Origin of the sequence: Thiothrix eikelboomii (genome assembly GCF_900167255.1) — a bacterium.
Taxonomy (GTDB): Bacteria; Pseudomonadota; Gammaproteobacteria; order Thiotrichales; family Thiotrichaceae; genus Thiolinea; species Thiolinea eikelboomii.
On record NZ_FUYB01000003.1, the window covers coordinates 169,906 to 194,036 of the forward strand.

Below are 24,131 nucleotides of genomic sequence, written 5' to 3' on the forward strand. Positions count from 1 at the left end.
GGAGGCGGAGGCATTATGGACACAACTCATCCGATACAGGCATGGCTTGCTGAGCAGCGCCCCCAATGGGAAACTTGGCTTCATACCATTCATCAACGCCCCGAAACAGGCTTTGAGGAAAATCATACTGCCCAGTTTGTTGCCGCGTGCTTGCATGAGCTGAAGATCGAATGCATTACTGGCATTGGTAAAACTGGTGTGGTGGGTATCTTACCCGGAACAGCAGGTACTGGGCGTAGGATTGCCTTTCGGGCGGAATTAGATGCCCTACCCATGCAAGAATGTTCCGGTGTGCATTACCATTCACGCATTGCAGGCAAATTTCATGGCTGTGGACATGATGGTCATACCACGACCCTATTGGCTGCTGCCGCGTATTTAGCTGCTCATCGCGACTTTGCAGGAACAGCGATTTTTATTTTCCAGCCTGCTGAAGAATTGCTAAGCGGTGCGCAAGCTATGCTCGCCGAGGGTCTATTCGAACGCTGTCCTTGTGATGAAATCTATGCTCTGCACAATCTACCCGGTTTGGGTAAAGGCAAAGTAGGCATTCCCGCAGCAGGTGCTTTGGCCTCTGCTGATCATGTTGAAGTGCTGATTAAGGCTAAAGGCACTCATGGCTCTGCCCCGCATACGGGGCAAGATGCGATTCTTGCCTCCGCACATTTTCTTACCAGCTTGCAACAAAGTTTGACGCGGATTTTAGATAGCCGTGATAGCGGTGTCATTTCATTTGGCAGTATTCATGCAGGGCAGGCAAATAATATTCTGCCAGAAGAATTGCTGATGACCGGCACCATCCGCACCCATTCTGAAACAGTGCGCGCTCGCCTTCATGCACAATTACAACAAGCCGCTGACAGCACCGCTTTACTCTATGGCGTGCGCGTTGCCATTCATTATCCCCATCAAGCCCCTGTCACCCTGAATCACCCACAGGCGGTCGAGGCTGTGCAAGCGGTGGCAACTCGGCTTGCAGGTGCAGAACAGGTGATTATGAACGCCCGCCCACTGATGGCTTCAGAAGACTTTTCTTATTTCTTACAGCAAATACCCGGAGCGTATTTCTTTATGGGACAAGATGGGCCGTATTGCCATCATCCGCAATTTATCTTTGATACCGACATTATTCCCTTGGGTGCTAGCCTGATTGCTGAACTGATCCGTCAGCAAGCTGCCCGCCCTACGACCCAATAAATACCTGACTGGCTTTAATCTTTTTCTGGAGGAGCAATACCATGAAACCAACCTGCCTTAAGCTGAGTTTATTCGCGCTAGCCATGAGCAGCAGCTTATTTGCCAACACCCTCTATGCCGATACCTTAAAAATGTCGAGCTGGGTACCAACCACTCACTTCGTGCATACCCAAATCCTTGAGCCTTGGAGCAAAGCAGTCGAAAAAGTCACTGAAGGCCGCGTTAAAGTCGAAATTCTTCCTAAAGCCCTCGGTACACCGCCCCAACATTGGGAGTTGGCACGTAAAGGCGTAGCTGATATTACTTGGGGTAATTTCACTTATGAGCCAGATCGCTTTAAATCCATCTGGTTTGCAGAACTGCCCTTTGCTGGCAGCGATGCGAAAGCACAATCAGTCGCACTATGGAAAAGCTATAACCAACATCTGCAAGCTGATCCTGCGTATGCTGGCATTAAACTACTCAGTGTCGGCATGTTTGGCGCTGGGATTTTTAATCATGGCTCTAAACCGTTAGCAAATCTGGCGGATCTTGCAGGACAAAAGATTCGAATGGGTGGGCCGATTCAACAGGCGATTATTGAAGGCTTGGGGGCAGTTCCTGTGTCTGCACCGGCCACTAAAGCGTATGAAATGCTAGAAAGCAAAGTATTAGATGGCTCTTTGCATACGATTGAATCGGTGGTGAATTTTCGCCTCACCGAAAAATTGCCTTATCACACGATTATTGACAAGGGCTTATATGGCGCGACCTTTTTCTTGACCATGAATGAGAAAAAATGGAAGGCTTTAAGTGACGCGGATCGAGCCGCGATTGAAGGAATTTCTGGCGAGGCCTTTGCCAGCCAATGGGGCGAAGTCTTTAATCAACAAAATAGTAGTGCTGAAAAAACCCTACGGGATGCCGGCCATACCTTTAGCACGCCTGATCCTGAACTCCTCAGCAAAATTGCTGAAATCCGTACCAAAATGCTGGCTGATTGGGAAACTGCCGCAAAAACTGCAGGAATTGCTGATCCCAAAGCCCTGCTGAATGATTTTGAAACCGACTATCAAGCGCTCGCTGGAAAATAAATTCGCAGCACAGCCTCAAGCCAAACTTGGGGCTGGGTCACCGACTGGACGACTGGAGGCTTGTATGGATCGAGTTATTACCCACATCAGACAGATGATTGAATATCTGTTGATGTTTAGCCTGTTGATGATGGTGGTGATTAATTTCGCCGATGTCACTGGACGGCATTTATTCAACCATCCCATTTTTGGCATCCAAGATTTGACGGAGCATTTAATGGCTGTGGTGGTGTTTTGTGGTTTACCGCTGGTGACGATGGCGGGTACTCATCTGACAGTGGACTTATTCGATAAACTTACCCAGTCATCAGGCATGCGGTGGTGGAAACAAGTGATCACTTTACTGATGACCGTGATTTTATGTTTGATTAGCTGGACTTTTCTCCAATCCGCGCTAGAAGCGCATTCTATTGCGGATGTTAGCCCTGAATTACGTCTGCCACGTGCACCCTTATATCTTTTAATGGCCTGCTCGGCGGTTTTGAGTGCCTTAGGTTTGCTGTATATCAGTTACTACCCCTCAGCTAAAGCTCAAGCCAATTTACCTAGCTCGAGCGGAGGTGAACTATGACCATCGGCATCTTGGCGATTATCGCGGTATTAATTCTCTCATTTTTGCGCGTACCCTTAGGTTTTTCATTACTAACCGTCGGCTTAGTGGGCATTGCACTGTTAATGGACACCTCCGTTGCCCTCACCTTGCTACCGATGACTATTTCAGAGGCTGTCTTATCCTATGAATTAGCCGTAGTACCGATGTTCATTTTAATGGGTAATGTCATTTCGCGGACGGGTATCTCCGAGGATTTATTCAAAGCCGCCAATGCATTTTTTGGACATGTACGTGGTGGTTTAGCCTTATCGACGATGGTGGCTTGTGCTGGATTTAGCTCAGTGTGTGGCTCGAGTTATGCCACAGCCGCTACCATGTCTAAAGTCGCTTATCCAAGTATGCGTCAATACGGCTATTCAGACGGTTTAGCCACCGCTACGATTGCTGCTGGGGGAACTTTAGGTATTTTAATTCCGCCCTCGATCATCTTAGTCATTTATGGAATTTTGACTCAGACTAATATTGGTGATTTGTTTATTGCTGGAATCGTACCGGGCTTATTAGGCTTAGTGATGTATATGCTGGCGATTTACCTAATCAGTTTACGCCATCCAAATGCTGCCCCTCGTGGCCCGCGCACTGCTTGGAAAGACCGTTTTTATTCACTCAAGGGTACTTGGTCGTTTGTCGCTATCTTCGCGCTGATTATTGGTGGCTTATATCTGAAATGGTTTTCGCCCACCGAAGCAGCTGGCATTGGTGCTGGCATTGCCATCTTGATCGCAGCTGTATCTGGGAAGTTATCGCTAAAAACCCTGCGTATTGTCTTATTAGAAACGGCTTACACTTCAGTTATCTTATACACGGTTTTATTCGGTGCGCTCTTATTCTCTAAGTTGATTTCCTATTCCGGTTTAGCCGAAGGTATTCTCAGCTATGTGCAAACCTTAGGGGTGAGTGGCTATAGTTTAATTGGCTTTATTTTATTGGTATTTTTAATCTTAGGCTGTGTGATGGATTCCCTCGCCATCATCTTAATCTTTGTTCCCTTATTCGCTCCCTTAATTGTGGCGCAAGGTTTTGACTTAGTATGGTTTGGGATTATTGTGGTGGTAGCCACAGAAATTGCCTTAATTACCCCACCGATTGGCATGAATGTATTTGTATTGCGGGCGACCCTGCCCTCAGTTCCTGCGCATACCATGTTTAAGGGACTCACTCCCTTTATTATCACCGATTTGATTCGCTTAGCGATTTTAGTGAGCTTTCCGGCAATTGCTTTATGGTTGGTGAAGATGTCGGGTTGATTGAGAGTCGATTGAAAGTTGATTGAACTGAGGCTGAGTGCTTAGCCTCAGTACCTCCATCTCCGCCTCAATCCCCAAACGCTGATGTGTAATCACTAGTAAACTCTGCCCTTGCGCTTCCACCCAAGCCAAGATATTGCGCATCACGCTTAAAGCTGTTTCGGGGTCTAAACCTTCAGTGGGTTCGTCCAAAATTAATACACTGGCCGGTTTTAACAAGGCACGCGCAAGAACTAAGCGCTGTAATTGCCCACCCGATAAATGCAGACCCGTTTCGCCGACCCAAGTATGATAGCCTTCCGGTTGTTGTTGAATGAATTCATCTAATAATACGGCACTACAGGCTTGCTCAATTTGCGCTTGAGTTGCGACCGGATTTGCAAGACGTAAATTATCCAGAAGGGTGCTATTGAATACTTGAGCGTGTTGCTCAGCCACCGCAAGACGCGCCCGAATAGCTTCCCCCGTATAAGCTTGAATGGGTTGTTCATTGAGCAACAGTCTGCCACTAGTGGGTTCATGAAAACGCAGTAAGACACTCAATAAGCTGGTTTTACCGCTACCATTAGCCCCTAAGATTATTAGTTTTTGGCCGGGTTCAAGCCTAAAACTAAGCTCTTTAAGTACCCAAGGACGGGTCGCTTGATAACGAAAACTGAGTTGATCGAAACGCAAACTAAAGGATTCAGGTACAGGCAGCGGCTGTTCAGGCTCTTGTACTGGGGGTGCTTGTTCCGTCAGGGTGAAAATACGCCGTGCCGCTGCCAAGGTCTCACCTAAACTCTGCCAAGCCAATGGCAAAGGGGCAATCGCTTCAAAACTGGCTAAAGCCAATAAGCTGAGCATCGCTAAATTTGCAGGAGCGAGACTGCCTTGTCGAACCAAAGGCACTGCCAAAATCAGCAGCAGCCACATCGCTAAACTTGCAGTGACGTTCAAGGCTATTTGTGTCCAAGTATTGAGGCGGTTGAGCCGTTGTTGCTGAGCGGCTAACGCTTGCGAGTGCTGTTGTAGGGTTTGTGCTTGTTGCTCGGCTGCTCCATAGATCAATAACTCGCCCATGCCTTGTAGGTCGCTTACCAGTTGCGTGCGCAAATTAGCAGCCGTTTGCACCAGTTGTGCGCCCGTGGTTAGGCTCAGTTTATTCAGTAGCCAAGGCAGCACGACACCCGCTATCAGCAATAAAATCAACTCAACCATTGCAAATAGCGGCTGATAATAAGCTAAGGTGATTACCACAATTAACGTGGCCAGTAGTGCCACTATCATAGGTAGGAAGATGCGCAAATAGAAATTATTCAGAGTATCTATATCGGCACGAATCCGACTCAGCACGTCACCGCTGCGATATTGCTGCAAAACAGCGGGGGCGAGTGGCTCAAGCTTTTCATAAAACCAGACGCGCAACTCAGACACTAGGCGAAAAGTTGCTTCATGCGTGATCAACCGCTCCCCATAGCGTCCCGCAGTGCGGGTAATGGCTGCACCTCGAATCAGGGCGGCGGGAGTGAAATAATTCATACTCCCGCCTATTGCCCCCGCTAAAGCCATCGAGCTAATAAACCAACCCGATAAAGCCAATAAACTAATATTCGCTAAGACGGTGAGCAAAGACAATAAAATACCTAATAACATCCAGCCGCTATAAGGCCGATATAAACGCACCAGCCTCCAGATCAGCTTCATACTTGCGCCTCAGCATAAGCAGCCAGCATCGTTTGATAGGCCGTGCAGGTTTTGAGTAATTCAGCATGCCTACCACAAGCAAGAACTCGTCCTTGGTCTAACACTGCAATGCAATCAGCATTTTGAATGGTTTGCAAATGATGGGCAATCAGTACAATCGTATGTTGACCTTGAAGCTGTGCCAAAGCCTCTTGAATCAAGGTTTCGCTCGCTTGATCTAAATGTGCGGTGGCTTCATCCAAAATGATTAAGGGTGCAGCTTTTAAAAATACCCGTGCTAAAGCAATGCGCTGTCTTTGCCCACCTGATAAGCCCAAGCCTGCTTCACCCATTAAGCTGGCATAACCTTGCGGTAAGCGTTCAATAAACTCATGGGCTTGCGCGGCTTGGGCAGCAGTTTTAACGGCCTCCCAACTGGCTGACTGCCCCATCCGAATATTATCCTCCACACTCATGGCAAATAATTGTGCACGCTGTGGCAACCAAGCGATTTGCTTATGCCACTCCTTGCGTGGAATCTGGTTTAAAGGCCTTGATCCCACCAGAATGTCCCCCACTTGTGGCTCAATAAATCCTAAAAGCAATTGCAGAACCGTTGACTTACCCGCACCACTAGCGCCGACTAAGGCCAAGGTTTGCTTGGCAGGGATTGTGAGGTTGAAATCGGTTAAAGCTTGACGTCCATCGGGATAATAGAAAGTAATATCACGCAACTGAATGGTTTGCTCATTTAAACCCTCCCAAGTTGCTAGTGGTTGATTGGATGGTTGACCGACCTGCTGCAAAATCTCCTGCATACTGCCGACAACCCCGAGAGCCTGCATCCGTGCATGGTATTGCACGCCTAAATTACGCAAGGGCAGATAAAATTCAGGCGCCAGTAAAAGCACAAAAAACCCCTTGAAAAACTCCAGCTCTCCCCAAAACAAACGAAACCCTACCAATACAGCCACTACGGCAATACTCACACTGGTAAAAAATTCGAGGGTAAAAGAGGATAAAAAGGCTACACGCAATACCGACATAGTACTTTGCCGATACTGCTCAGATACCTCTGCGATAGCTTCTGCCTCACGGCGACTGGCATTGAAGAGTTTTAAGGTGCTTAAGCCTTGAATCACATCCAGAAAATAAGCACTCATCCGTGCCAATTGCTGCCACTGCTGTTGATTACGCTGCTCCGTACCTTTGCCAATCAACATCATAAACAAGGGGATTAGAGGAGCAGTAACGAAGAGTACCAGCGCCGACAGCCAGTCTTGAGTCAATACAACAACTAAGATCAGGAGCGGTACATACACACTCAACCGCATCGCTGGCAGATAACGCGCATAATAAGCTTCAAGCTGCTCTACTCCATCGCTCAACAGGGTAGTTACCGCCCCACTACGCTCCTCACTCAGCCATGCAGACCCTAAGCTTTGCAGTTTGTTATATAGCAATTGGCGAATCTGGAGTTTGACTTGCAGAGCACCTTGAAATGCAGCCTGTTCGGACACCCAACCAAACCCTGCACGCAGGCAAAAAACTAACAGCAAACCCGCTAACCACGGCATTAAATCAACTAAATCAGCTTGCTCAAATAATACTGCCTGTACACTGCTGGCTAAAAGCCAAGCTTGAACAATCAGTAAACTCGCTGCTAACACCCCCGTGACTATCGCAAGCGGCGGCCAACGCCCCGCATAGCTCGCCCATGCGGTTAAAATTTGCTTATGTTCGGGCGGAGAAGTCGCTGCTGACATTATTATGCAAAAACACAAAGGGATAGAGCATCAACCCTATCCCCGCTTGGCTTAAGTCTTAGATTTACTCATCCTCATCCAGACCGTTTAGCTCTAGCCACATGACATTAATAATCCCGAAGGAACTAGCGAGTAATACGCCCAAAATCCACGCGAAATACCACATGAAACTCTCCTAATAAGCAGTATGATCATTGGAACGAATAAATGCTAAGGTGATCTTGCCCCACAACATGCGATAGCACCATAAGGTATAGATCAGAATCAGCGGGACAAAAATCAAGGCCGCCCACAGCATAATATTCAAAGTCAGATGGCTAGATGCCGAATCCCACACGGTCAAACTATGATTGGGATTTAGACTAGAAGGCATCACAAAAGGAAATAAAGACACCCCTGCGGTCAGAATAATGCCGATAATACTCAAGGAACTAAACACAAAACTCCAACCGGCCCGCCCCGCTTTCGCCAAAGCAAATACCGTCAGTGCACCTAATAAACCTAAAGTAGGAGCAGTAATTGCTAAAGGATAATGGGTATAATTGGTGAGCCAAGCGCCTTCAGTAGGTACGACGACTTTATTCAAAGGATTCGGCAAAGCATCGGTCGGTGGCATTTGTGTAATCATATAACCATCCACCCCAAGCCATAGCCAAAGGCCAGCTAAAGTAAAGCTCACCATCACCCCCAAAGCCGTTAGACTGGCCATGCTTTGCGCACGTTGATAGACCTTTTCATCGGTCCGCAGCATCAGATAAGTTGCCCCCTGCATCATGAACATCAATAAGCTGACGATGCCGACCAAAATAGCAAACGGATGGAATAAGGCAAAGAATGAGCCACGACTGGTTAAACGCATATACTCATCGAAAGCAAAGGGTACGCCCAAGAGCAAATTGCCAAAGGCCACACCAATCACCAAAGGTGGCACAACACCCGCGACGACCAAACCCCAATCCCAAAGATTGCGCCAAGCGGGGCTAGCCAATTTAGAGCGATAATCAAACCCTATTGGCCTGAAAAACAGCGAGAATAAGGTCAACACCATCGCCCAATAAAAACTCGAGAAAGCTGCGCCAAAGGTGATTGGCCAAGCAGCAAAAATCGCACCAGCGGCCAGAATCAACCAAACTTGATTGCCATCCCAATGTGGGGCTATGGTATTGATCGCAACCCGCCGCTCTTCATCGGTTTTACCTACCACCCGCAGCAAAGCCCCCACCCCCATATCAAAGCCATCCGTGAGTGCAAAGCCAATAAATAAGATACCGATCAACACCCACCAAACCAATTTTAAGCTTTCATAATCCAATAACATGCTGGCTCTCCTTAGGTGCGATCATTAAGTTTTTGCGCATAAGCATGTGCTGTATAACCACCACCACTACCTGCTTGCTTTTCAAAATGGTAACGCCCAGTGTGTAAGCTACTAGGACCAAGACGGGCAAACTTAATCATCAAATACATTTCAATAATAAAGAAAATGGTATACAAGACGACAAAGCCGAAAATACTACCGATCAGATCCCCCGCACTTAACGTCGAAGTGCCTAAGAAAGTCGGTAAAATCTCACCAATCGCCCAAGGTTGACGACCATACTCTGCCACAAACCAGCCTGTTTCAATCGCAATCCACGGCAGCGGAATACTAAAAAAAGCCAGGCGCAACAACCAACGTTTATTCCAAACCGTGCGATTGGCAGTGAAATAGAAGGCCAAGGCAAATACGACTAACATCGTAAAGCCAGCTGCAACCATAATCCGAAATGCCCAGAATAAAGGGGCAACGGGCGGCACAGTGCCTTTAGCAGCCAGCTTAATCTGCTCTTCAGTGGCATCCACCACATTGGGCGTGTATTGCTTCAACAATAAGCCATAACCTAAATCTACTTTCAGTTGCTCAAAAGCTTGCTTATCCGCTTCAGTCGCACTGCCTTGGCGCAGCTTTTGGAATAAAGCATAAGCAGTGATACCACGACGAATACGCGCCTCACCTTTGGCGACTAAATCATGAATCCCGATAACAGGCTCGCTTAAAGAGCGGGTGGCAATAATGCCAAGCGCATAGGGAATTTTTAAGGCGTAGGTATTTTCACCTTTTTCCTGATCAGGAAAGGCGATAACATTAAAACCGGCCGGGGGTGGTTCGGTATGCCATTCGGCTTCAATGACTGCGAGCTTCATTTTTTGTACCTCACCCGCTTCATAGCCACTTTCATCCCCCAGTAAAATGACTGATAAAATCGAGGCCATACCAAAGCCTGCAGCAATTGCAAACGAGCGCTTAGCAAAGCCGAGATCACGTTTTTTCAGTAAATACCAAGCACTAATCCCAAGGACAAACATCGAGCCAGTCACATAACCTGCGGCTACCGTATGAACAAATTTAACTTGTGCGACCGGATTAAATAGCACTGCCCCAAAATCAACCATCTCCATACGCATGGTTTCATAACTGAATTCTGCACCAATCGGATTTTGCATCCAGCCATTGGCTATCAAAATCCATAGGGCTGAAAGATTCGTACCCAGTGCCATTAGCCAAGTCACCGTTAAATGCTGTACCTTGCTCAACCGATCCCAGCCAAACACAAATAAACCCACAAAAGTTGACTCAAGGAAAAAAGCCATTAAACCCTCAATGGCTAGGGGTGCACCAAATACATCACCAACATAATGCGAGTAATAGGCCCAGTTCGTCCCGAATTGGAATTCCATCGTCAGACCGGTAGTCACGCCTAGGGCAAAGTTAATCATGAATAACTTGCCCCAGAATTGAACCATGTCTTTATAAACCTGCTTGCCAGTCATGACATAGACTGATTCCATAATCGCCAGCAGGAAGGTCATCCCCAAGGTCAGTGGGACAAATAGAAAGTGATACAGTGCAGTTAAAGCAAACTGCAATCGTGAGAGATCCACAACTTCTTGTGAAATCATATGTGCTCCTAACGGCTATCCCCGAGCACGCTTAACTACGCACACTGGGAATTGATGAGTGACTTAATTGCTAAGGAGCAAAGCCGTTGTGACTACTTTTTGATCTAAATCAAATAACCCACACTTCGCCTGACTCCGGCTTCCAATCTTTCGTGCTAACTTGATTTGCAGCATTGATATTATGCAAACCAAGTCAAAAAGATCAGTTACCTAATAGGTTAGTTGAGTATCTATAGAGGTATAGCTAGAAATGGATATATCTCAGGCTATTAGGGATAAAATTGTGCCTAACCTACCCTTTTCTGCCCTGAGTAAACTGAAAACCCGCCCTTCCTCACCCAGCCTACCAGCGTTAACCCCGCCTCTTCTGCATGCCGTAAAGCCAAAGAAGTCGGCGCTGAGACGGCTGCAATCAATTCAATCCCCGCAAAGGCTGCTTTATAGACCAGTTCATGGCTCGCACGGCTGGTTAGCAATAAGAAGCCGTGGCGAGTATCGACTTTAGCTTTAAATAAAGCGCCCAAAAGTTTATCTAAAGCATTATGTCGCCCGACATCTTCACGCAGTAATTGAAGATGACCCTCCAGATCCGCCCATGCGGCAGCATGGACCCCACCCGTGGTTTGGTGCAAACTTTGCCAGTCGGGTAATTGGTTTAAAGCGCGTTCTAGTGCGTGAGGTTGAAGCTGTAAAGTATGGCCGACTTTAGAGACTGGACGAATCGCTTGTTGCAGAGTTTCTTGCCCACATAAACCACAACCCGTGCGCCCTGCCATTTGCCGCCGCGAGGCCTTAAAGCCATGAAAAGCGGCGGAAGCAATCTCCAAATGCAGCTCTAAACCAAGCTCTGATACCACGACCTCCACATCATGCAGGTCTTTAGCATGGCTGATCAGCCCCTCAGTCAGGCTAAAACCGAGGGCAAAATCTTCTAAATCTGCGGGTGTACCCAACATCACCGCATGGGCAATCCCGTTATAAATCAAGGCCAGTGGAACTTCCTCGGCAATACGATCCGGCTGCTCGCTCCAAGTGCCTTGTGCATAGCGCTTAGCTACCACAGCTTGTGACGTAGCGAGCAGCTCAGTGTCGAACTCCGCAACAAGGTTCATGGTAACAAAGCTTGTTGTTCCACCTCCATCTGCGCAAACTCCTGTTGCCAGACCGGAAGCTCCTCGCAACGAGCGACTTGTACAGCGGTGACTTTATATTCAGGGCAATTCGTCGCCCAATCTGAATTATCTGTCGTGACCACATTCGCGCCCGATTCGGGGAAGTGGAAAGTGGTATAAACCACACCCGGTTGTACTCGATTGGAGATTTCTACACGCATCCGGGTTTCGCCTGCTCGACTGGAAATCAGCACCCAATCACCGTCATTAATGCCGCGATCTTCCGCATCCTGCAGGTGGATTTCAAGCTTATCTTCCGCATGCCACACCACATTTTTTGTGCGGCGGGTTTGTGCGCCCACATTGTATTGGCTCAAAATCCGGCCTGTGGTCAAAATCAAGGGGAAACGCTGAGTAATCTTCTCGGTAGTGGGCACATATTCAGTGAGAATGAAATTCCCCAAACCGCGTGTGAAGGTTTCGGTATGCATAATTTTATAACCTTCAGGATGCTCATCATTGCAAGGCCATTGTAGGCTGCCGAATTGATCGAGCTTCTCATAACTGACCCCTTTGAAGCTTGGCGTCAGTGCGGCGATTTCTGCCATAATTTCCGATGGATGCTGATAATTCATCGGCACGCCTAAAGCATTCGAAAGTAAGATCGTACCTTCCCAATCGGCTTTACCGCCTAAGGGTTCCATCACTTTTCGAATCCGTGAAATACGCCGCTCCGCATTGGTAAACGTGCCGTCTTTTTCCAAAAAGGAAGCCCCCGGCAAAAATACATGCGCGTATTTAGCGGTTTCATTAAAGAAAATATCTTGAATCACCAAGCATTCCAGATTTTCGAGCGCTGCTTGAATATGTTGGGTATTCGGGTCAGATTGGGCAATATCCTCACCTTGGATATACATGCCTTTGAAACTGCCCGCCACGGCCGCATTCATCATATTCGGGATACGATAACCGGGTTCGGGGTCTAGTTCTGTTTGCCAATAGGCCGCAAACTCATTGCGGACTGCATCAATACTCACATGCCGATAGCCGGGTAACTCATGCGGGAAAGACCCCATATCACAAGAACCCTGCACATTGTTTTGCCCGCGCAAAGGATTGACTCCCACCCCTGCACGTCCAATATTCCCCGTCAACATCGCTAAATTAGCTATCCCCATCACGGTGGTCGAACCTTGGCTATGCTCAGTCACCCCGAGGCCATAATAAATCGCCCCATTCGGTGCATTGGCATACAAACGTGCAGCACCACGAATAGCCTCAGCAGGAACACCGGTAATCTCTGCCACTGCTTCGGGGCTATTTTCAGGGCGCAGAATAAATTCCTGCCATTGTGCAAAAGCAGGCTGTTCACAGCGAGTGCGCACAAAAGCTTGATCCCATAAACCTTCGGTGACGATTACTTGTGCCAAGGCATTAATCATCGCCACATTCGTACCGGGCTTAAGCGCTAAATGATAGCTAGCCTCAATATGTGGAGTGCGGACTAGCTCAATCTCACGCGGGTCAATTACAATCAGTTTAGCGCCCTCACGCAAACGTCGCTTGAGCAGCGAACCAAACACCGGATGCCCTTCCGTCGGATTCGCACCCATCACAATAATTACATCGGCATGCAAAACCGATTCAAAGTCTTGCGTCCCTGCTGATTCACCCAAGGTTTGCTTTAAACCATAGCCTGTCGGTGAATGGCAAACTCGTGCACAAGTATCGACGTTATTATTCCCAAACGCCGTCCGTACTAATTTTTGCACTAAATAAGTTTCCTCATTCGAGCAACGAGAGGAAGTAATTCCACCGACCGATTTACGCCCATACTGAGCTTGAATACGCTTAAACTCGCTGGCCGCATAAGTCACGGCTTCCTCCCAGCTCACTTCCTGCCATGCATCGTGAATAGATTTACGAATCATCGGCTGAGTCACTCGGTCGGGGTGGGTCGCGTAACCCCAAGCAAATCGCCCCTTCACACAAGCATGTCCCGCATTGGCTCCCCCGTTTTTATCCGGCAACATCCGCACCACTTGTTGCCCCTTCACTTCAGCCTTAAACGAACAACCGACCCCACAATAGGCACAAGTGGTCGTCACAGAGCGCTCGGCCTGCCCCAGTTGAATTAAGGTATTTTCGCTTAAAGTGGCAGTCGGGCAAGCCTGCACACAAGCCCCACAGGAGACACATTCTGAACCTAAGAAATTTTCATTCGCACCTGCCACTACTTTGGAAGCAAAACCGCGCCCACCAATAGTCAGTGCAAACGTACCCTGCACTTCTTCACAGGCACGCACACAGCGACTACAGACAATGCATTTACTGGGTTCAAAAGTGAAATAGGGATTGGATTCGTCCTTCGGCTCAGCGTGCTCGGCATCAAAATGATTCTCGCCCGCCATGCCATAGCGTACTTCACGCAAGCCGACCACACCGGCCATATCCTGCAATTCACAATTGCCATTCGCGGTACAAGTCAAGCAATCAAGCGGGTGATCCGAGATATATAACTCCATCACACCTTTGCGGATCTCAGCAAGCTTCGGTGATTGGGTGATAATCTTCATGCCTGCTTCCACAGGAGTAGTACAGGAAGCGGGATAACCGCGTCGACCTTCGACTTGCACTAAGCACAACCGACAAGAACCAAAGCTATTCAGTTGTTCAGTCGCACAGAGTTTGGGAATTTTAATTCCAGCTTCAGCCGCCGCACGAATAATCGTCGTTCCAGCGGCGGCGGTCAGGGTTTGTCCATCAAGCGTGAAACTGACCCGCTGGCTAGACTGACTCGCGGGTGTACCCAAATCAAGACTGGATTGGCAATGACAAGACATAATGATTCCTCACACCTTAGGCGCGGCAGTCACGCCGAAATCCGCCGGAAAATATTTCAAAGCACTTAAGACCGGAAAGGGGGTCATCCCACCCATAGCACACAGCGAACCATTAATCATGGTGTCACACAGGCTTTTCAGTAATTCGAGATTGGTGTCGCGCTCCTCACCCTTGCGAATACGCTCGATCACCTCCACCCCGCGCACTGAACCGATCCGACAGGGCGTACATTTGCCACAGGACTCTTCCACACAAAACTCCATCGCAAACTGTGCCATTTTCGCCATATCGACAGTGTCATCGAAGGCCACAACCCCTCCATGCCCGATCATAAATTCTTGTTGAGCTAAGGCTTCATAATCGAGTGGCAAATTGAAGTACTCAGCCGGTATATAAGCCCCCAGTGGACCACCGACTTGCACAGTCCGCAGTGGCTTACCCGATTGGCTGCCACCCCCAAATTCATAGAGCAACTCATGCAAGCTCAGGCCGAAAGCTTTCTCGACTAAGCCGCCGTGCTTAATATTGCCTGCCAATTGGAAAGCCAAAGTCCCACGTGAGCGCCCCCTGCCGTAATTGGCATAAAACGCTGCACCTTTAGCCAAGATCACTGGCACACTCGCCAGCGTCACTACATTATTGACTACCGTGGGCTTACCGAATAAACCTTGAATGGCTGGAAGTGGCGGCTTAGCACGGACTTGTCCACGCTTACCTTCTAGGCTTTCCAGCAAAGCGGTCTCTTCCCCACAAATATAAGCTCCTGCCCCGAGGCGCACTTCTAAATCAAAGGCTTGCCCCGAATTGAGGATATTACTCCCTAAGAAACCTGCCGCTTGAGCCTGCACAATTGCGGTCTTGAGTGTGTTAAAAGCACGCGGATATTCTGAACGTAGGTAGATATAGCCTTGGTTCGCACCTACGGCTAAGCCAGCAATCACCATGCCTTCAATTAAGCAAAACGGGTCGCCTTCCATCAGCATCCGATCTGAAAATGTACCCGAATCACCTTCGTCCGCATTACAAACAATATATTTCTGCTCACTATCAGCGGTTAAAACCGTTTGCCATTTAATCCCTGTGGGGAAAGCTGCCCCACCGCGCCCTCGCAAACCCGAGGCAGTCACTGCCGAGACAATATCGTCTTGCGTCAGGGTCAGGGCATTACGTAAGCCTAACCAGCCACCTTGTGCCTCATAATCATTCACTGAGACCGGATCAATCACCCCCACTCGTGCAAAAGTTAACCGCTCTTGTTGCTTTAAAAATGGAATGTCTTCCGTCAAGCCGAGTTTCAGCGGGTGCTCACCGCCTTTGAAAAACTCAGCCTCCCATAAACTTGCCAGATCACTCGGTCGCACAGGGCCATAAGCCACTCGCCCTTGAGCCGTTTCTACCTCAACTAAAGGCTCAAGCCAAAATAGCCCACGCGAGCCATTGCGCACCAACTTCAGTTCAATCCCTGCCTGCTGTGCTTGGGTGCTTAAAGCGTGAGCTAGCTTATCCGCTCCTACCGAGACAGCCGTGGTATCGCAAGGCACATAAATGGTATAACTCATGCTGCAGCTCCTTGGCGTAATTCGGCAATTAAAGCATCCAGTTGTGCCACATCCATCCGTCCTTGAATCTCATCACCCACGCGCACCGCTGGCGAGCAGGCACAATTACCCAAGCAATACACTGGTTCTAAACTAATACAGCCATCGGCAGTAGTTTGGTGATAATTCAGCCCTAAAGCCGCTTTAGCATGTGTCTCTAAATCACGTCCCCCCATCGCTTGACAGGATTCAGCTCGACAAATTTGCAAGACATACTTGCCGGGGGGCGTGGTACGGAAATGATGATAAAAGCTCAGTACCCCCTGCACTTCTGCCCGAGATAAATTTAGACTGTGAGCAATTAAAGGCGTGGCTTCCGCAGGTATATAACCGAATTGAGCTTGAAGCGCATGCAAAGTGGGCAATAAAGCACCCGCTTGGTTGCTGTGCGCATCAATCAAGGCTTGGATGGTGGCAGTCATAGTAAGCATCCTGATTATTTTATAACTGAGGGCAAGCTAGCTGGAGGCTTATAAATAGGCGCTCTCCCTCATCTTTGCAGCATAGGGCAAGTAGTTTGTTTGGGAAAGCAGAAAATTTAGAAGAAGTGTTCGGATTTATTGCACAAAAACATCAAACAACGCTTGTACCTAAACCTCAGGACAACCTAAGCTGCAGGAGACAGCAAGGGTGGCTGACTCAACTGTTTGGCGGTCTGAATCAAAGCTGTCAATAAAGGCGACCAAGGTTCTCTGCCTGCGACGACTAAACCCGTTTGTGAACTAAACCTCGGTTCAGTCAGTGGCAACACTTTTACACCCGCAGGCACACCAATCAGCTCCAAGACATTCTCCGGCAAAATGGCTGACCAACCGCCAGCTGATACATGGGCAAGCATGCTAATAATCGAATTAGTTTCCAAACTCGGTTCGGCGCTATAGCCCAATTGACTAAAAATCGCGTCAATCATTTTCCGATTTTGCATATCCGGCGTCAGTAAACATAGCGGCGTGTGAGTCGCTTCATACCAAGTAATCGCTTCACGGTTGGCGAGTTCGCTCTCCATCGGGCATAAAAATACATGATGTTCCTCCCACAAAGACACCGTGAATAATTGCTGCTGTATACCCGATTCGACATACATAATGCCTGCATCCAGATCGAATTGTTGCATGCGTTTCAGAATGTCATTCGTACCTAATGAGCGCACCTCGAAATTGACTTGGGGATGTTGACGCGCAAACGCAGCGGTTAGACTCGCGACGACGGTGAGTGCGGTTGGAATCACCCCCAAACTTAAATGACCCGTCAGTTCTTCACGCAAAGAACGCAGCTCTTGGCGCAAGCCCTCAGCAGTACTTGCTAAACGAATGGCATGCTCCACCACACATTGTCCTTCCCGAGTTAAACCACCAAACGAACGCCCTCGGTTCACCACCGCAACCCCCAGCTCTAATTCAATTTCACGAATCGCAGCGGATAAAGTGGAAGGGGAAATATGGCAAGCAAGTGCAGCACGACCAAAATGCTTCTCACGGGCAAGAGCGATTAGATAAAGATATTTGCGGGCAATCATCTTACCATTGTGCCAGCTTCCCCCCCACAAGACCATGCAGGCCTCTGCCATCGGCTGTTGCCCTGCCAAAAACTAAGGACATTAGGTTAAATTTCAGCAATTCGCAGTAAGCTTAGTGCATCCTATTCTGGAGTTTTTCTATGCAATACCCAAGCTTGCTAGTCTTCATTGGTAGTCTAACCCTTGCACTCACTGCTTGTAGTGAGTCTAAGCCCCCGGTGACTAGCTCCGTGGGTTATGGACAAAATCCTAAGCTACCCGCCCCTGAAAGCTCACTGATTCCGACGGTTAATATTGCACCCGCTGTCGGTTGGGCGAATGGAGCTAAACCACTACCCGCCCCAGGTTTAGCGGTTAATGCCTTTGCTAGTGGCTTAGATCATCCGCGCTGGCTCTATGTCTTACCTAATGGCGATGTTTTAGTCGCTGAAACCAATGCACCGCCTAAACCGGAAGCAGGCGGCCTGATGGCTCAAGCTCAACAATGGGTGATGAAACGAGCGGGAGCAGCCGTACCGAGCGCGAACCGGATAAGCTTGTTGCGGGATGCGAATGGCGATGGTATTGCTGAAATAAAAACCAATTTTTTAAGTAATCTTAACTCCCCGTTTGGCATGCAATTGCTTGGGAATACTTTGTATGTCGCGAATACCGATGCAATTGTCAGTTTCCCCTATCAAACCGGAGCTACTCAAATCAGTGCGGCGCCCACCAAACTCGCTGATTTGCCAGCTGGCCCCATTAATTATCATTGGACAAAAAATATTATCGCCAGCCCAGATGGCTCTAAGCTCTACGCCACTGTCGGTTCGAATAGTAATGTGGGAGAACAGGGGTTGCAGCATGAAGTCAATCGTGCTGCCATTTTAGAGTTTGATCTAAAAACAGGAGCGCGCCGTGTGTTTGCTTCTGGCTTACGCAATCCGAATGGTTTAGCTTGGGAACCGCAAACCGGAGCACTGTGGACGACGGTCAATGAGCGAGATGAATTGGGCAATGATCTCGTACCGGATTATATGACCTCGGTTAAAGACGGCGGTTTTTATGGCTGGCCGTATAGCTATTTTGGACAGCAAGTTGATACGCGCATGCAACCACAAAACCCTGAGTTAGTCGCTCAAGCCTTAGTCCCTGATTATGCTCTAGGCGCACATACTGCCTCCTTAGGTTTGGCATTTTACCAAGGGCAAGCTTTACCCGCTCACTATCAAGGTGGGGCTTTTATTGGTCAACATGGCTCATGGAATCGCCAACCGCGTAGTGGCTATAAACTGATCTTCGTGCCATTTAGCAAAGGTCAACCGACTGGCCTACCAGAAGATATCTTGACGGGCTTTGTGAATGATCAAGGCCAAGCCTTAGGTCGACCTGTCGGAGTTGCTGTGGATTCAACAGGGGCGATATTAGTCGCTGATGATGTCGGCAATGTGATTTGGCGGGTGAGCGCTGCACCATAAATTTAGAATGAACCATTTAAAATGAAGCTACACATCTATTGTGATGAATAGCTCGCGTATCAAACACTGCCTGAGTCAGACGAATACTCGCGGGGAGTAGATTGAGTTTATACAAATGACGCGGATGAATACCACCGACCCCCGGATTCGCTAAATTATAGCGACTCCCTAATAAATCAGGATTGGTTAAATTACGAACCACACTCGCAATCCCAAGCCCTGACGCTAACTTAGGATCATACCAAGTTAAATAATCATCACAGTGCAGCCGCCCTTGATACGCATGTAATACACAGCAATTAATCCCTACAGTTTTGCCATTCAGTTGATAGCGGTCGATTTTTAAATTAGCTCGCCCAGAATGCTGTACGGCGGCTAACCAAGCAATCGTCACCCGAGCATAGGCCTCTTGATCGAGTAATTCAGCAGGGCTAAAACGCTCTGACCAGACTTCAATCAACCAAGGTCGAGCCTCTACAATATCGAGTAAGTTCCCTGGCTTAATCGTGAAAGCCCTGAGTCTTTTTAGCTTGCGGCGAATATCCGTGCGGCGACTCGGTGATAATAATTGCAAGTACCGCTCCAGTGCCAAGCCATAAGCACTCGCCGTCGGCTCTTGCCTAAAGCTTGGGTCGTAACTGACAAGATCGGTATCAAAATAGGCTAAGCGTAAGCGCTTTAAAACCTGTGTAGCCCCCGGCGTATAGGTGGGGCTAATTGCGGGTGATTGGGGCATAGCCGCGATATAGGTATAGGTTTCATCGCTATAACACTGCCCTACGGGTAAATAACCATTCGCTTGGCCATGATAGTCAAAACTTAAAAATAAGCGCGGGTTACGCATGCCCGGGTAACGCAACAATTGCTGCACTATCATGGGGGAAGCATACAAAGAGCCATCATCGAGGCTCTTAATGATTTGTAACTCTTTTGCGCTTAATTCCACTGGACACTGTTCCCTGCCAAACTCGTCCCTAAAGCTCGCCAAATTAGCCTTAAGATACTAGCTAAAAGCACATAGCTGGCAGTGGAACCACGATTAACTGGCGGCTAGTGCTCAATCCGTAAAGCCGATCTTTTGATGTGAGCCATCACAATAGGGTTTATTGGCCGAAGCACCACAACGGCATAAGGCAGTCATCTTGGTATGCGTTGTGATTGTGCCGTTTTTATCCTGAATTTCAATCTTGCCTTGCACTAATAACGGGCCATTAGGCGCCAATTTAATCTTAACTATCTCAGCAGCCGAGGGCGTGACAGGCATTGGCTGCTCAGCCAGTTTGTAGGACAAAGCCCCCGAAGGACAGCTGCTCACCTGCGCAATCAGCTGTTCGGTGGTCGCGGCATCCATCTTCACCCACGGGCGTTGTTGAGGATTAAAAACCGCTGGTAGACCACGAAAACATAAGGTGGAATGAATACATTTGCTAGGCTGCCAGACAATAGTCAGCTCACCATTTGAATACTCTTTAACAACTGCTTGCTCAGACATAGATAGTTCCTCCAACTAGGTCATCTGATCATAGCATTTTTTTAGCAAAATTTAGGGAATGAACATGTATCCACCCCCCTCTCCTAGCCCTAAACTCGAAATCAGCCTGCAGCAACCGCATCTATCACCTTTAGCGCAAATTTAAATAGCTATCCTCTCCAATGGAGTAATAGGTTTGTTAGTTAAATCCGCTTACACTCAGTCGGCATAAGAGAATATTAATTTTCTTATCACTTTTACCTCACTACCCCAATCGTATTCAATATATGAATGATGGTGAGTTGTAATAAGTCAGGAGGGGAGTTAGCATGCTGGGAGAATACCTACCCATTCTCATTTTTTTAGCTGTTGGTTTTATAATAGCTGTAGTTCTATTAGGACTCGGACTTATTGCTGGACCACGCCGACCCGACCTAGAAAAAGACTCACCTTTTGAGTGTGGCTTTGCCCCTTTTGAAGATGCTCGAATGAATTTTGACATTCGTTATTATCTCGTCGCTATTCTATTTATTATCTTTGATTTAGAAATTGCCTTTTTATTTCCGTGGGCGGTTGTATTAGATACCATTGGAGTATTTGGTATAGCCGTGATGGGAATTTTCTTAAGTATTTTAATTGTCGGCTTTATTTATGAGTGGAAACAAGGGGCGCTCGAATGGGAATAGAGGGCGTACTAGAAAAAGGTTTTGTGACCACAACCGCCGATAAATTAATTAACTGGGCACGCACTGGCTCGATGTGGCCGATGACCTTTGGCTTAGCATGCTGTGCGGTAGAAATGATGCATGCAGGGGCGGCACGTTATGACCTTGACCGCTTTGGGATTATTTTTCGCCCTAGCCCCCGCCAATCAGATGTGATGATTGTTGCAGGCACTTTGACCAATAAAATGGCTCCTGCCTTACGGAAGGTTTACAACCAAATGGCTGAACCTCGTTGGGTAATTTCGATGGGTTCATGTGCTAATGGCGGCGGGTATTATCATTATTCGTATGCCGTAGTACGCGGCTGTGATCGGATTGTGCCCGTTGATATTTATGTACCCGGTTGCCCACCCACTGCAGAAGCCTTGATTTATGGGATTCTGCAATTACAGAACAAAATCCGCCGCACTAATACGATTGCACGGAGAGCCTGATGACCGAGAAACTGGCGCAAATCCATGCTTATCTACAAACCCAGCTCAGCGAGCAATTAAGCGCAATTAAGTATGAATTTAATGAGTTAACCCTAGAGCTGCCGGTGGCACACTGGTTAGCAGTCGCCGAGTTCTTACGTCAGGATGAACGCTTAGCTTGCCATCAAATAATCGACTTATGCGGGGTCGATTATTTGACCTTCGGGGATGCCGAATGGGATGTGACGACCGCAAGTCGACGCGGGTTTAGTCGTGCGGTGCAGTCAACTGAGGCTGATGCTTTATTTGAATTTGCTCAACCAACATCGTCTGCCACGCTGAGTTATCCACGTTATGCCGTGGTTGTACATGTCTTATCCGTCCAACACAATTTCCGGCTGCGGCTACGTACTTGGGCAGAGAATAATGACCTACCGCTAATTCCCTCGCTTGTACCGATTTGGAATGCCGCCAATTGGTTCGAGCGCGAAGCCTTTGACTTGTTTGGAATTTTATTTACAGGGCATCCAGATCTACGCCGTATTTTAACGGATTACGGGTTTGTGGGGCATCCCTTCCGTAAAGATTTCCCCTTAATTGGCCAAGTCGAAATGTTCTATGACCCTGAACTAAAACGGGTAGCGTATAAGCCTGTGTCGATTGAGGCTCGTGTGCTGGTTCCCCGGGTAATTCGGTGATGATGATCCTGTTTCAACCTAGGAAGCTCATGACTCATGCCTGAAATTCGCAATTTTACGCTGAACTTCGGTCCTGCGCATCCTGCGGCACATGGCGTACTGCGCCTAGTCTTAGAAATGGATGGTGAGGTGATTGTACGGGCAGACCCCCATATTGGTTTACTCCACCGTGGTACAGAGAAATTAGCTGAAACTAAGCCCTATAACCAGAGCATTGGTTATATGGATCGCCTGGACTATGTGTCCATGATGTGTAATGAACACGGTTATGTGTTAGCGATCGAAAAACTACTCGGGATTACCCCCCCCGAGCGCGCTTTATATATTCGCACCCTCTTCGATGAAATTACTCGTATTCTCAATCATTTATTATGGATAGGTATGCATGCTTTAGACATTGGTGCCATGTCTATGTTTATTTATGCCTTCCGTGAACGCGAAGACCTGATGGATGCCTATGAAGCCGTTTCTGGCACACGCATGCATGCGAGTTATTATCGTCCAGGGGGAGTGTATCGAGATTTACCTGATGCTATGCCGCAGTATGAAGCCTCTCGTTTTTGCTCCGAGTCAGAAGCTAAACGCTTAAATGAAAATCGGCAAGGTTCATTATTAGATTTCTTAGAAGATTTTACGCAGCGATTTCCAAGTTATTTAGCTGAGTATGAAAACTTATTAACGGATAACCGTATTTGGAAGCAACGTTTAGTCAATATTGGCATTGTTTCACCTGAACGCGCTTTACAACTAGGGCTAACGGGACCAATGCTACGTGGCTCTGGCATAGCTTGGGATATTCGTAAAAAACAAGCTTATGCTGTTTATGATCAAGTTGAATTTGATATTCCAATTGGTACGAATGGAGATAGTTATGATCGCTATTTAGTTCGTATGGAAGAAATGTTTCAATCCAATCGAATTATTAAACAATGTATTGCTTGGTTAAGAAAAAATCCAGGTCCTGTTATCGCCGACGATAAAATAGCCCCACCCAAACGAGTGGCGATGAAGCAGGATATGGAGGCTTTAATTCATCATTTTAAATTGATGACTGAAGGTTATTGTTTACCCGTCGGTGAGGCTTATGCCGCCGTAGAACATCCTAAAGGTGAGTTTGGCTGTTATATCCTTTCGGATGGTGCTAATAAACCGTATCGCTTAAAAATCCGCGCCCCCGGCTTTACCCACTTAGCTGCAATGGATGAAATGGCCAGAGGGCATATGTTAGCGGATGTAGTCACGATTATTGGCACACAAGATATTGTATTTGGGGAGATTGACCGCTAATGACTGAGCTTGATCTTAACCGCCCTCCTCTTAGCGCTTATGAACGTACAGAAATTGATCGGTGGTTACAGCGCTACCCCGCCGATCGCAAACAATCCGCGTTATTAGCGGCTTTACATGCTGTGATGCATACCGACCATTATGTCTCTGTCGAGAAAATGGAGGCGGTCGCTGACTACTTGGGCTTACCTGCGATTACCGTCTATGAAGTGGCAAGCTTCTATTCCATGTATGAATTAGCTGAGACAGCGGCGGCTCGCTACAGTATTTCGGTTTGTACCAATCTGTCTTGCATGCTGTGTGGTGCAGATCAAATAGTGGAGCAACTTGAGCGCAAATTAGGAGTGAAATTAGGTCAAGCCACTGCTGATGGTAAATTCTTTCTCAAAAAAGAAGAGGAGTGTCTAGCCGCTTGTAGCTCTGCGCCAATGATGCAAATTAACCATGTTTATCACACGCATTTGATGCCTGAAAAACTGGATCAAATCCTCGACAGACTGGAGTAAGTA

Annotated in this window: 22 protein-coding genes; 10 read left to right on the forward strand and 12 right to left on the reverse strand. The window is 47.8% G+C overall.

Going from position 1 to position 24,131, the window contains the following annotated elements; genetic code table 11:
* The first annotated feature begins 15 nt into the window (after positions 1-15).
* From B5D50_RS04650 to B5D50_RS04665, 4 genes are read left to right on the forward strand one after another with little or no spacing between them, the layout of a single operon-like run.
* Entirely contained in the window at positions 16-1,197 is a 1,182-nt protein-coding gene (locus tag B5D50_RS04650; protein ID WP_078921418.1) for an amidohydrolase, read from the forward strand.
* A 41-nt stretch (positions 1,198-1,238) separates the two neighbouring features.
* Positions 1,239-2,270, forward strand: coding sequence for a TRAP transporter substrate-binding protein (locus tag B5D50_RS04655; RefSeq protein WP_078921419.1), 1,032 nt, complete (start codon positions 1,239-1,241; stop codon positions 2,268-2,270).
* Positions 2,230-2,841, forward strand: a complete 612-nt coding sequence (locus B5D50_RS04660) for a TRAP transporter small permease (protein WP_200807030.1) — start codon at positions 2,230-2,232, stop codon at positions 2,839-2,841. Before B5D50_RS04655 ends, B5D50_RS04660 begins: the two co-directional genes overlap by 41 nt.
* Positions 2,838-4,130 (forward strand): TRAP transporter large permease, encoded by a 1,293-nt coding sequence (locus B5D50_RS04665; RefSeq protein ID WP_078921420.1) that lies wholly within the window; start codon positions 2,838-2,840, stop codon positions 4,128-4,130. Before B5D50_RS04660 ends, B5D50_RS04665 begins: the two co-directional genes overlap by 4 nt.
* On the opposite strand, the gene cydC is transcribed toward B5D50_RS04665, so the two are convergent.
* The 10 genes from cydC to B5D50_RS04715 all read right to left on the reverse strand — a co-directional run bounded on the left by cydC (position 4,104) and on the right by B5D50_RS04715 (position 17,622).
* Positions 4,104-5,816, reverse strand: a complete 1,713-nt coding sequence (gene cydC / locus B5D50_RS04670) for a thiol reductant ABC exporter subunit CydC (RefSeq protein WP_078921421.1) — start codon at positions 5,814-5,816, stop codon at positions 4,104-4,106. The genes B5D50_RS04665 and cydC overlap by 27 nt on opposite strands.
* Entirely contained in the window at positions 5,813-7,561 is a 1,749-nt protein-coding gene (cydD, locus tag B5D50_RS04675; RefSeq protein WP_078921422.1) for a thiol reductant ABC exporter subunit CydD, read from the reverse strand. The genes cydC and cydD overlap by 4 nt, the downstream gene beginning before the upstream one ends.
* A 64-nt stretch (positions 7,562-7,625) precedes the next feature.
* On the reverse strand, positions 7,626-7,727 hold the full coding sequence (gene cydX, locus B5D50_RS04680) for a cytochrome bd-I oxidase subunit CydX (RefSeq protein ID WP_078921423.1): 102 nt from the start codon (positions 7,725-7,727) through the stop codon (positions 7,626-7,628).
* Positions 7,728-7,736: 9 nt separating this feature from the next.
* Complete coding sequence (gene cydB / locus B5D50_RS04685; RefSeq protein WP_078921424.1) at positions 7,737-8,879, reverse strand: cytochrome d ubiquinol oxidase subunit II; 1,143 nt, start codon at positions 8,877-8,879, stop codon at positions 7,737-7,739.
* Between the two features lie 11 nt (positions 8,880-8,890).
* The gene (locus tag B5D50_RS04690; protein ID WP_078921425.1) at positions 8,891-10,501 is read right to left on the reverse strand and encodes a cytochrome ubiquinol oxidase subunit I; all 1,611 of its coding nucleotides are present in this window, start codon (positions 10,499-10,501) and stop codon (positions 8,891-8,893) included.
* Positions 10,502-10,788: 287 nt separating this feature from the next.
* On the reverse strand, positions 10,789-11,613 hold the full coding sequence (gene fdhD / locus B5D50_RS04695) for a formate dehydrogenase accessory sulfurtransferase FdhD (RefSeq protein ID WP_078921426.1): 825 nt from the start codon (positions 11,611-11,613) through the stop codon (positions 10,789-10,791).
* Positions 11,610-14,456 (reverse strand): formate dehydrogenase subunit alpha, encoded by a 2,847-nt coding sequence (fdhF, locus tag B5D50_RS04700; protein ID WP_078921427.1) that lies wholly within the window; start codon positions 14,454-14,456, stop codon positions 11,610-11,612. The genes fdhD and fdhF overlap by 4 nt, the downstream gene beginning before the upstream one ends.
* A gap of 9 nt (positions 14,457-14,465) precedes the next feature.
* Positions 14,466-16,016: a formate dehydrogenase beta subunit gene (locus B5D50_RS04705; RefSeq protein WP_078921428.1), complete on the reverse strand. Its 1,551-nt coding sequence runs from the start codon at positions 16,014-16,016 to the stop codon at positions 14,466-14,468.
* On the reverse strand, positions 16,013-16,477 hold the full coding sequence (locus B5D50_RS04710; RefSeq protein WP_200807031.1) for a formate dehydrogenase subunit gamma: 465 nt from the start codon (positions 16,475-16,477) through the stop codon (positions 16,013-16,015). The genes B5D50_RS04705 and B5D50_RS04710 overlap by 4 nt, the downstream gene beginning before the upstream one ends.
* Positions 16,478-16,662: 185 nt before the next feature.
* Complete coding sequence (locus B5D50_RS04715) at positions 16,663-17,622, reverse strand: LysR family transcriptional regulator (RefSeq protein WP_234975801.1); 960 nt, start codon at positions 17,620-17,622, stop codon at positions 16,663-16,665.
* 89 nt (positions 17,623-17,711) lie between these two features.
* Here B5D50_RS04715 and B5D50_RS04720 point away from each other — a divergent pair, with 89 nt between their 5' ends.
* Positions 17,712-19,028, forward strand: coding sequence for a PQQ-dependent sugar dehydrogenase (locus B5D50_RS04720; protein WP_078921430.1), 1,317 nt, complete (start codon positions 17,712-17,714; stop codon positions 19,026-19,028).
* 16 nt (positions 19,029-19,044) lie between these two features.
* Here the strand turns inward: B5D50_RS04720 and B5D50_RS04725 are convergent, their stop codons facing one another.
* Both B5D50_RS04725 and B5D50_RS04730 read right to left on the reverse strand, forming a co-directional pair.
* Positions 19,045-19,974: a GNAT family N-acetyltransferase gene (locus B5D50_RS04725; protein WP_078921431.1), complete on the reverse strand. Its 930-nt coding sequence runs from the start codon at positions 19,972-19,974 to the stop codon at positions 19,045-19,047.
* A 111-nt stretch (positions 19,975-20,085) separates the two neighbouring features.
* Positions 20,086-20,520, reverse strand: a complete 435-nt coding sequence (locus B5D50_RS04730) for a (4Fe-4S)-binding protein (protein ID WP_078921432.1) — start codon at positions 20,518-20,520, stop codon at positions 20,086-20,088.
* Positions 20,521-20,828: 308 nt separating this feature from the next.
* On the opposite strand from B5D50_RS04730, the gene ndhC reads away from it, so the two are divergent.
* Genes ndhC through B5D50_RS04755 form a run of 5 tightly spaced genes read left to right on the forward strand, consistent with a single transcriptional unit; the run spans position 20,829 to position 24,128 of the window.
* The gene (ndhC, locus tag B5D50_RS04735) at positions 20,829-21,185 is read left to right on the forward strand and encodes an NADH-quinone oxidoreductase subunit A (protein ID WP_078921433.1); all 357 of its coding nucleotides are present in this window, start codon (positions 20,829-20,831) and stop codon (positions 21,183-21,185) included.
* Positions 21,176-21,658, forward strand: coding sequence for a NuoB/complex I 20 kDa subunit family protein (locus B5D50_RS04740; RefSeq protein WP_078921434.1), 483 nt, complete (start codon positions 21,176-21,178; stop codon positions 21,656-21,658). Before ndhC ends, B5D50_RS04740 begins: the two co-directional genes overlap by 10 nt.
* Complete coding sequence (locus B5D50_RS04745; RefSeq protein ID WP_078921435.1) at positions 21,658-22,335, forward strand: NADH-quinone oxidoreductase subunit C; 678 nt, start codon at positions 21,658-21,660, stop codon at positions 22,333-22,335. Before B5D50_RS04740 ends, B5D50_RS04745 begins: the two co-directional genes overlap by 1 nt.
* 36 nt (positions 22,336-22,371) lie before the next feature.
* A complete protein-coding gene (locus B5D50_RS04750) occupies positions 22,372-23,622 on the forward strand; it encodes an NADH-quinone oxidoreductase subunit D (RefSeq protein ID WP_078921436.1) in 1,251 nt (416 codons plus the stop codon).
* Positions 23,622-24,128, forward strand: a complete 507-nt coding sequence (locus tag B5D50_RS04755) for an NADH-quinone oxidoreductase subunit NuoE family protein (RefSeq protein WP_078921437.1) — start codon at positions 23,622-23,624, stop codon at positions 24,126-24,128. The genes B5D50_RS04750 and B5D50_RS04755 overlap by 1 nt, the downstream gene beginning before the upstream one ends.
* The last annotated feature ends 3 nt before the right edge of the window (positions 24,129-24,131 follow it).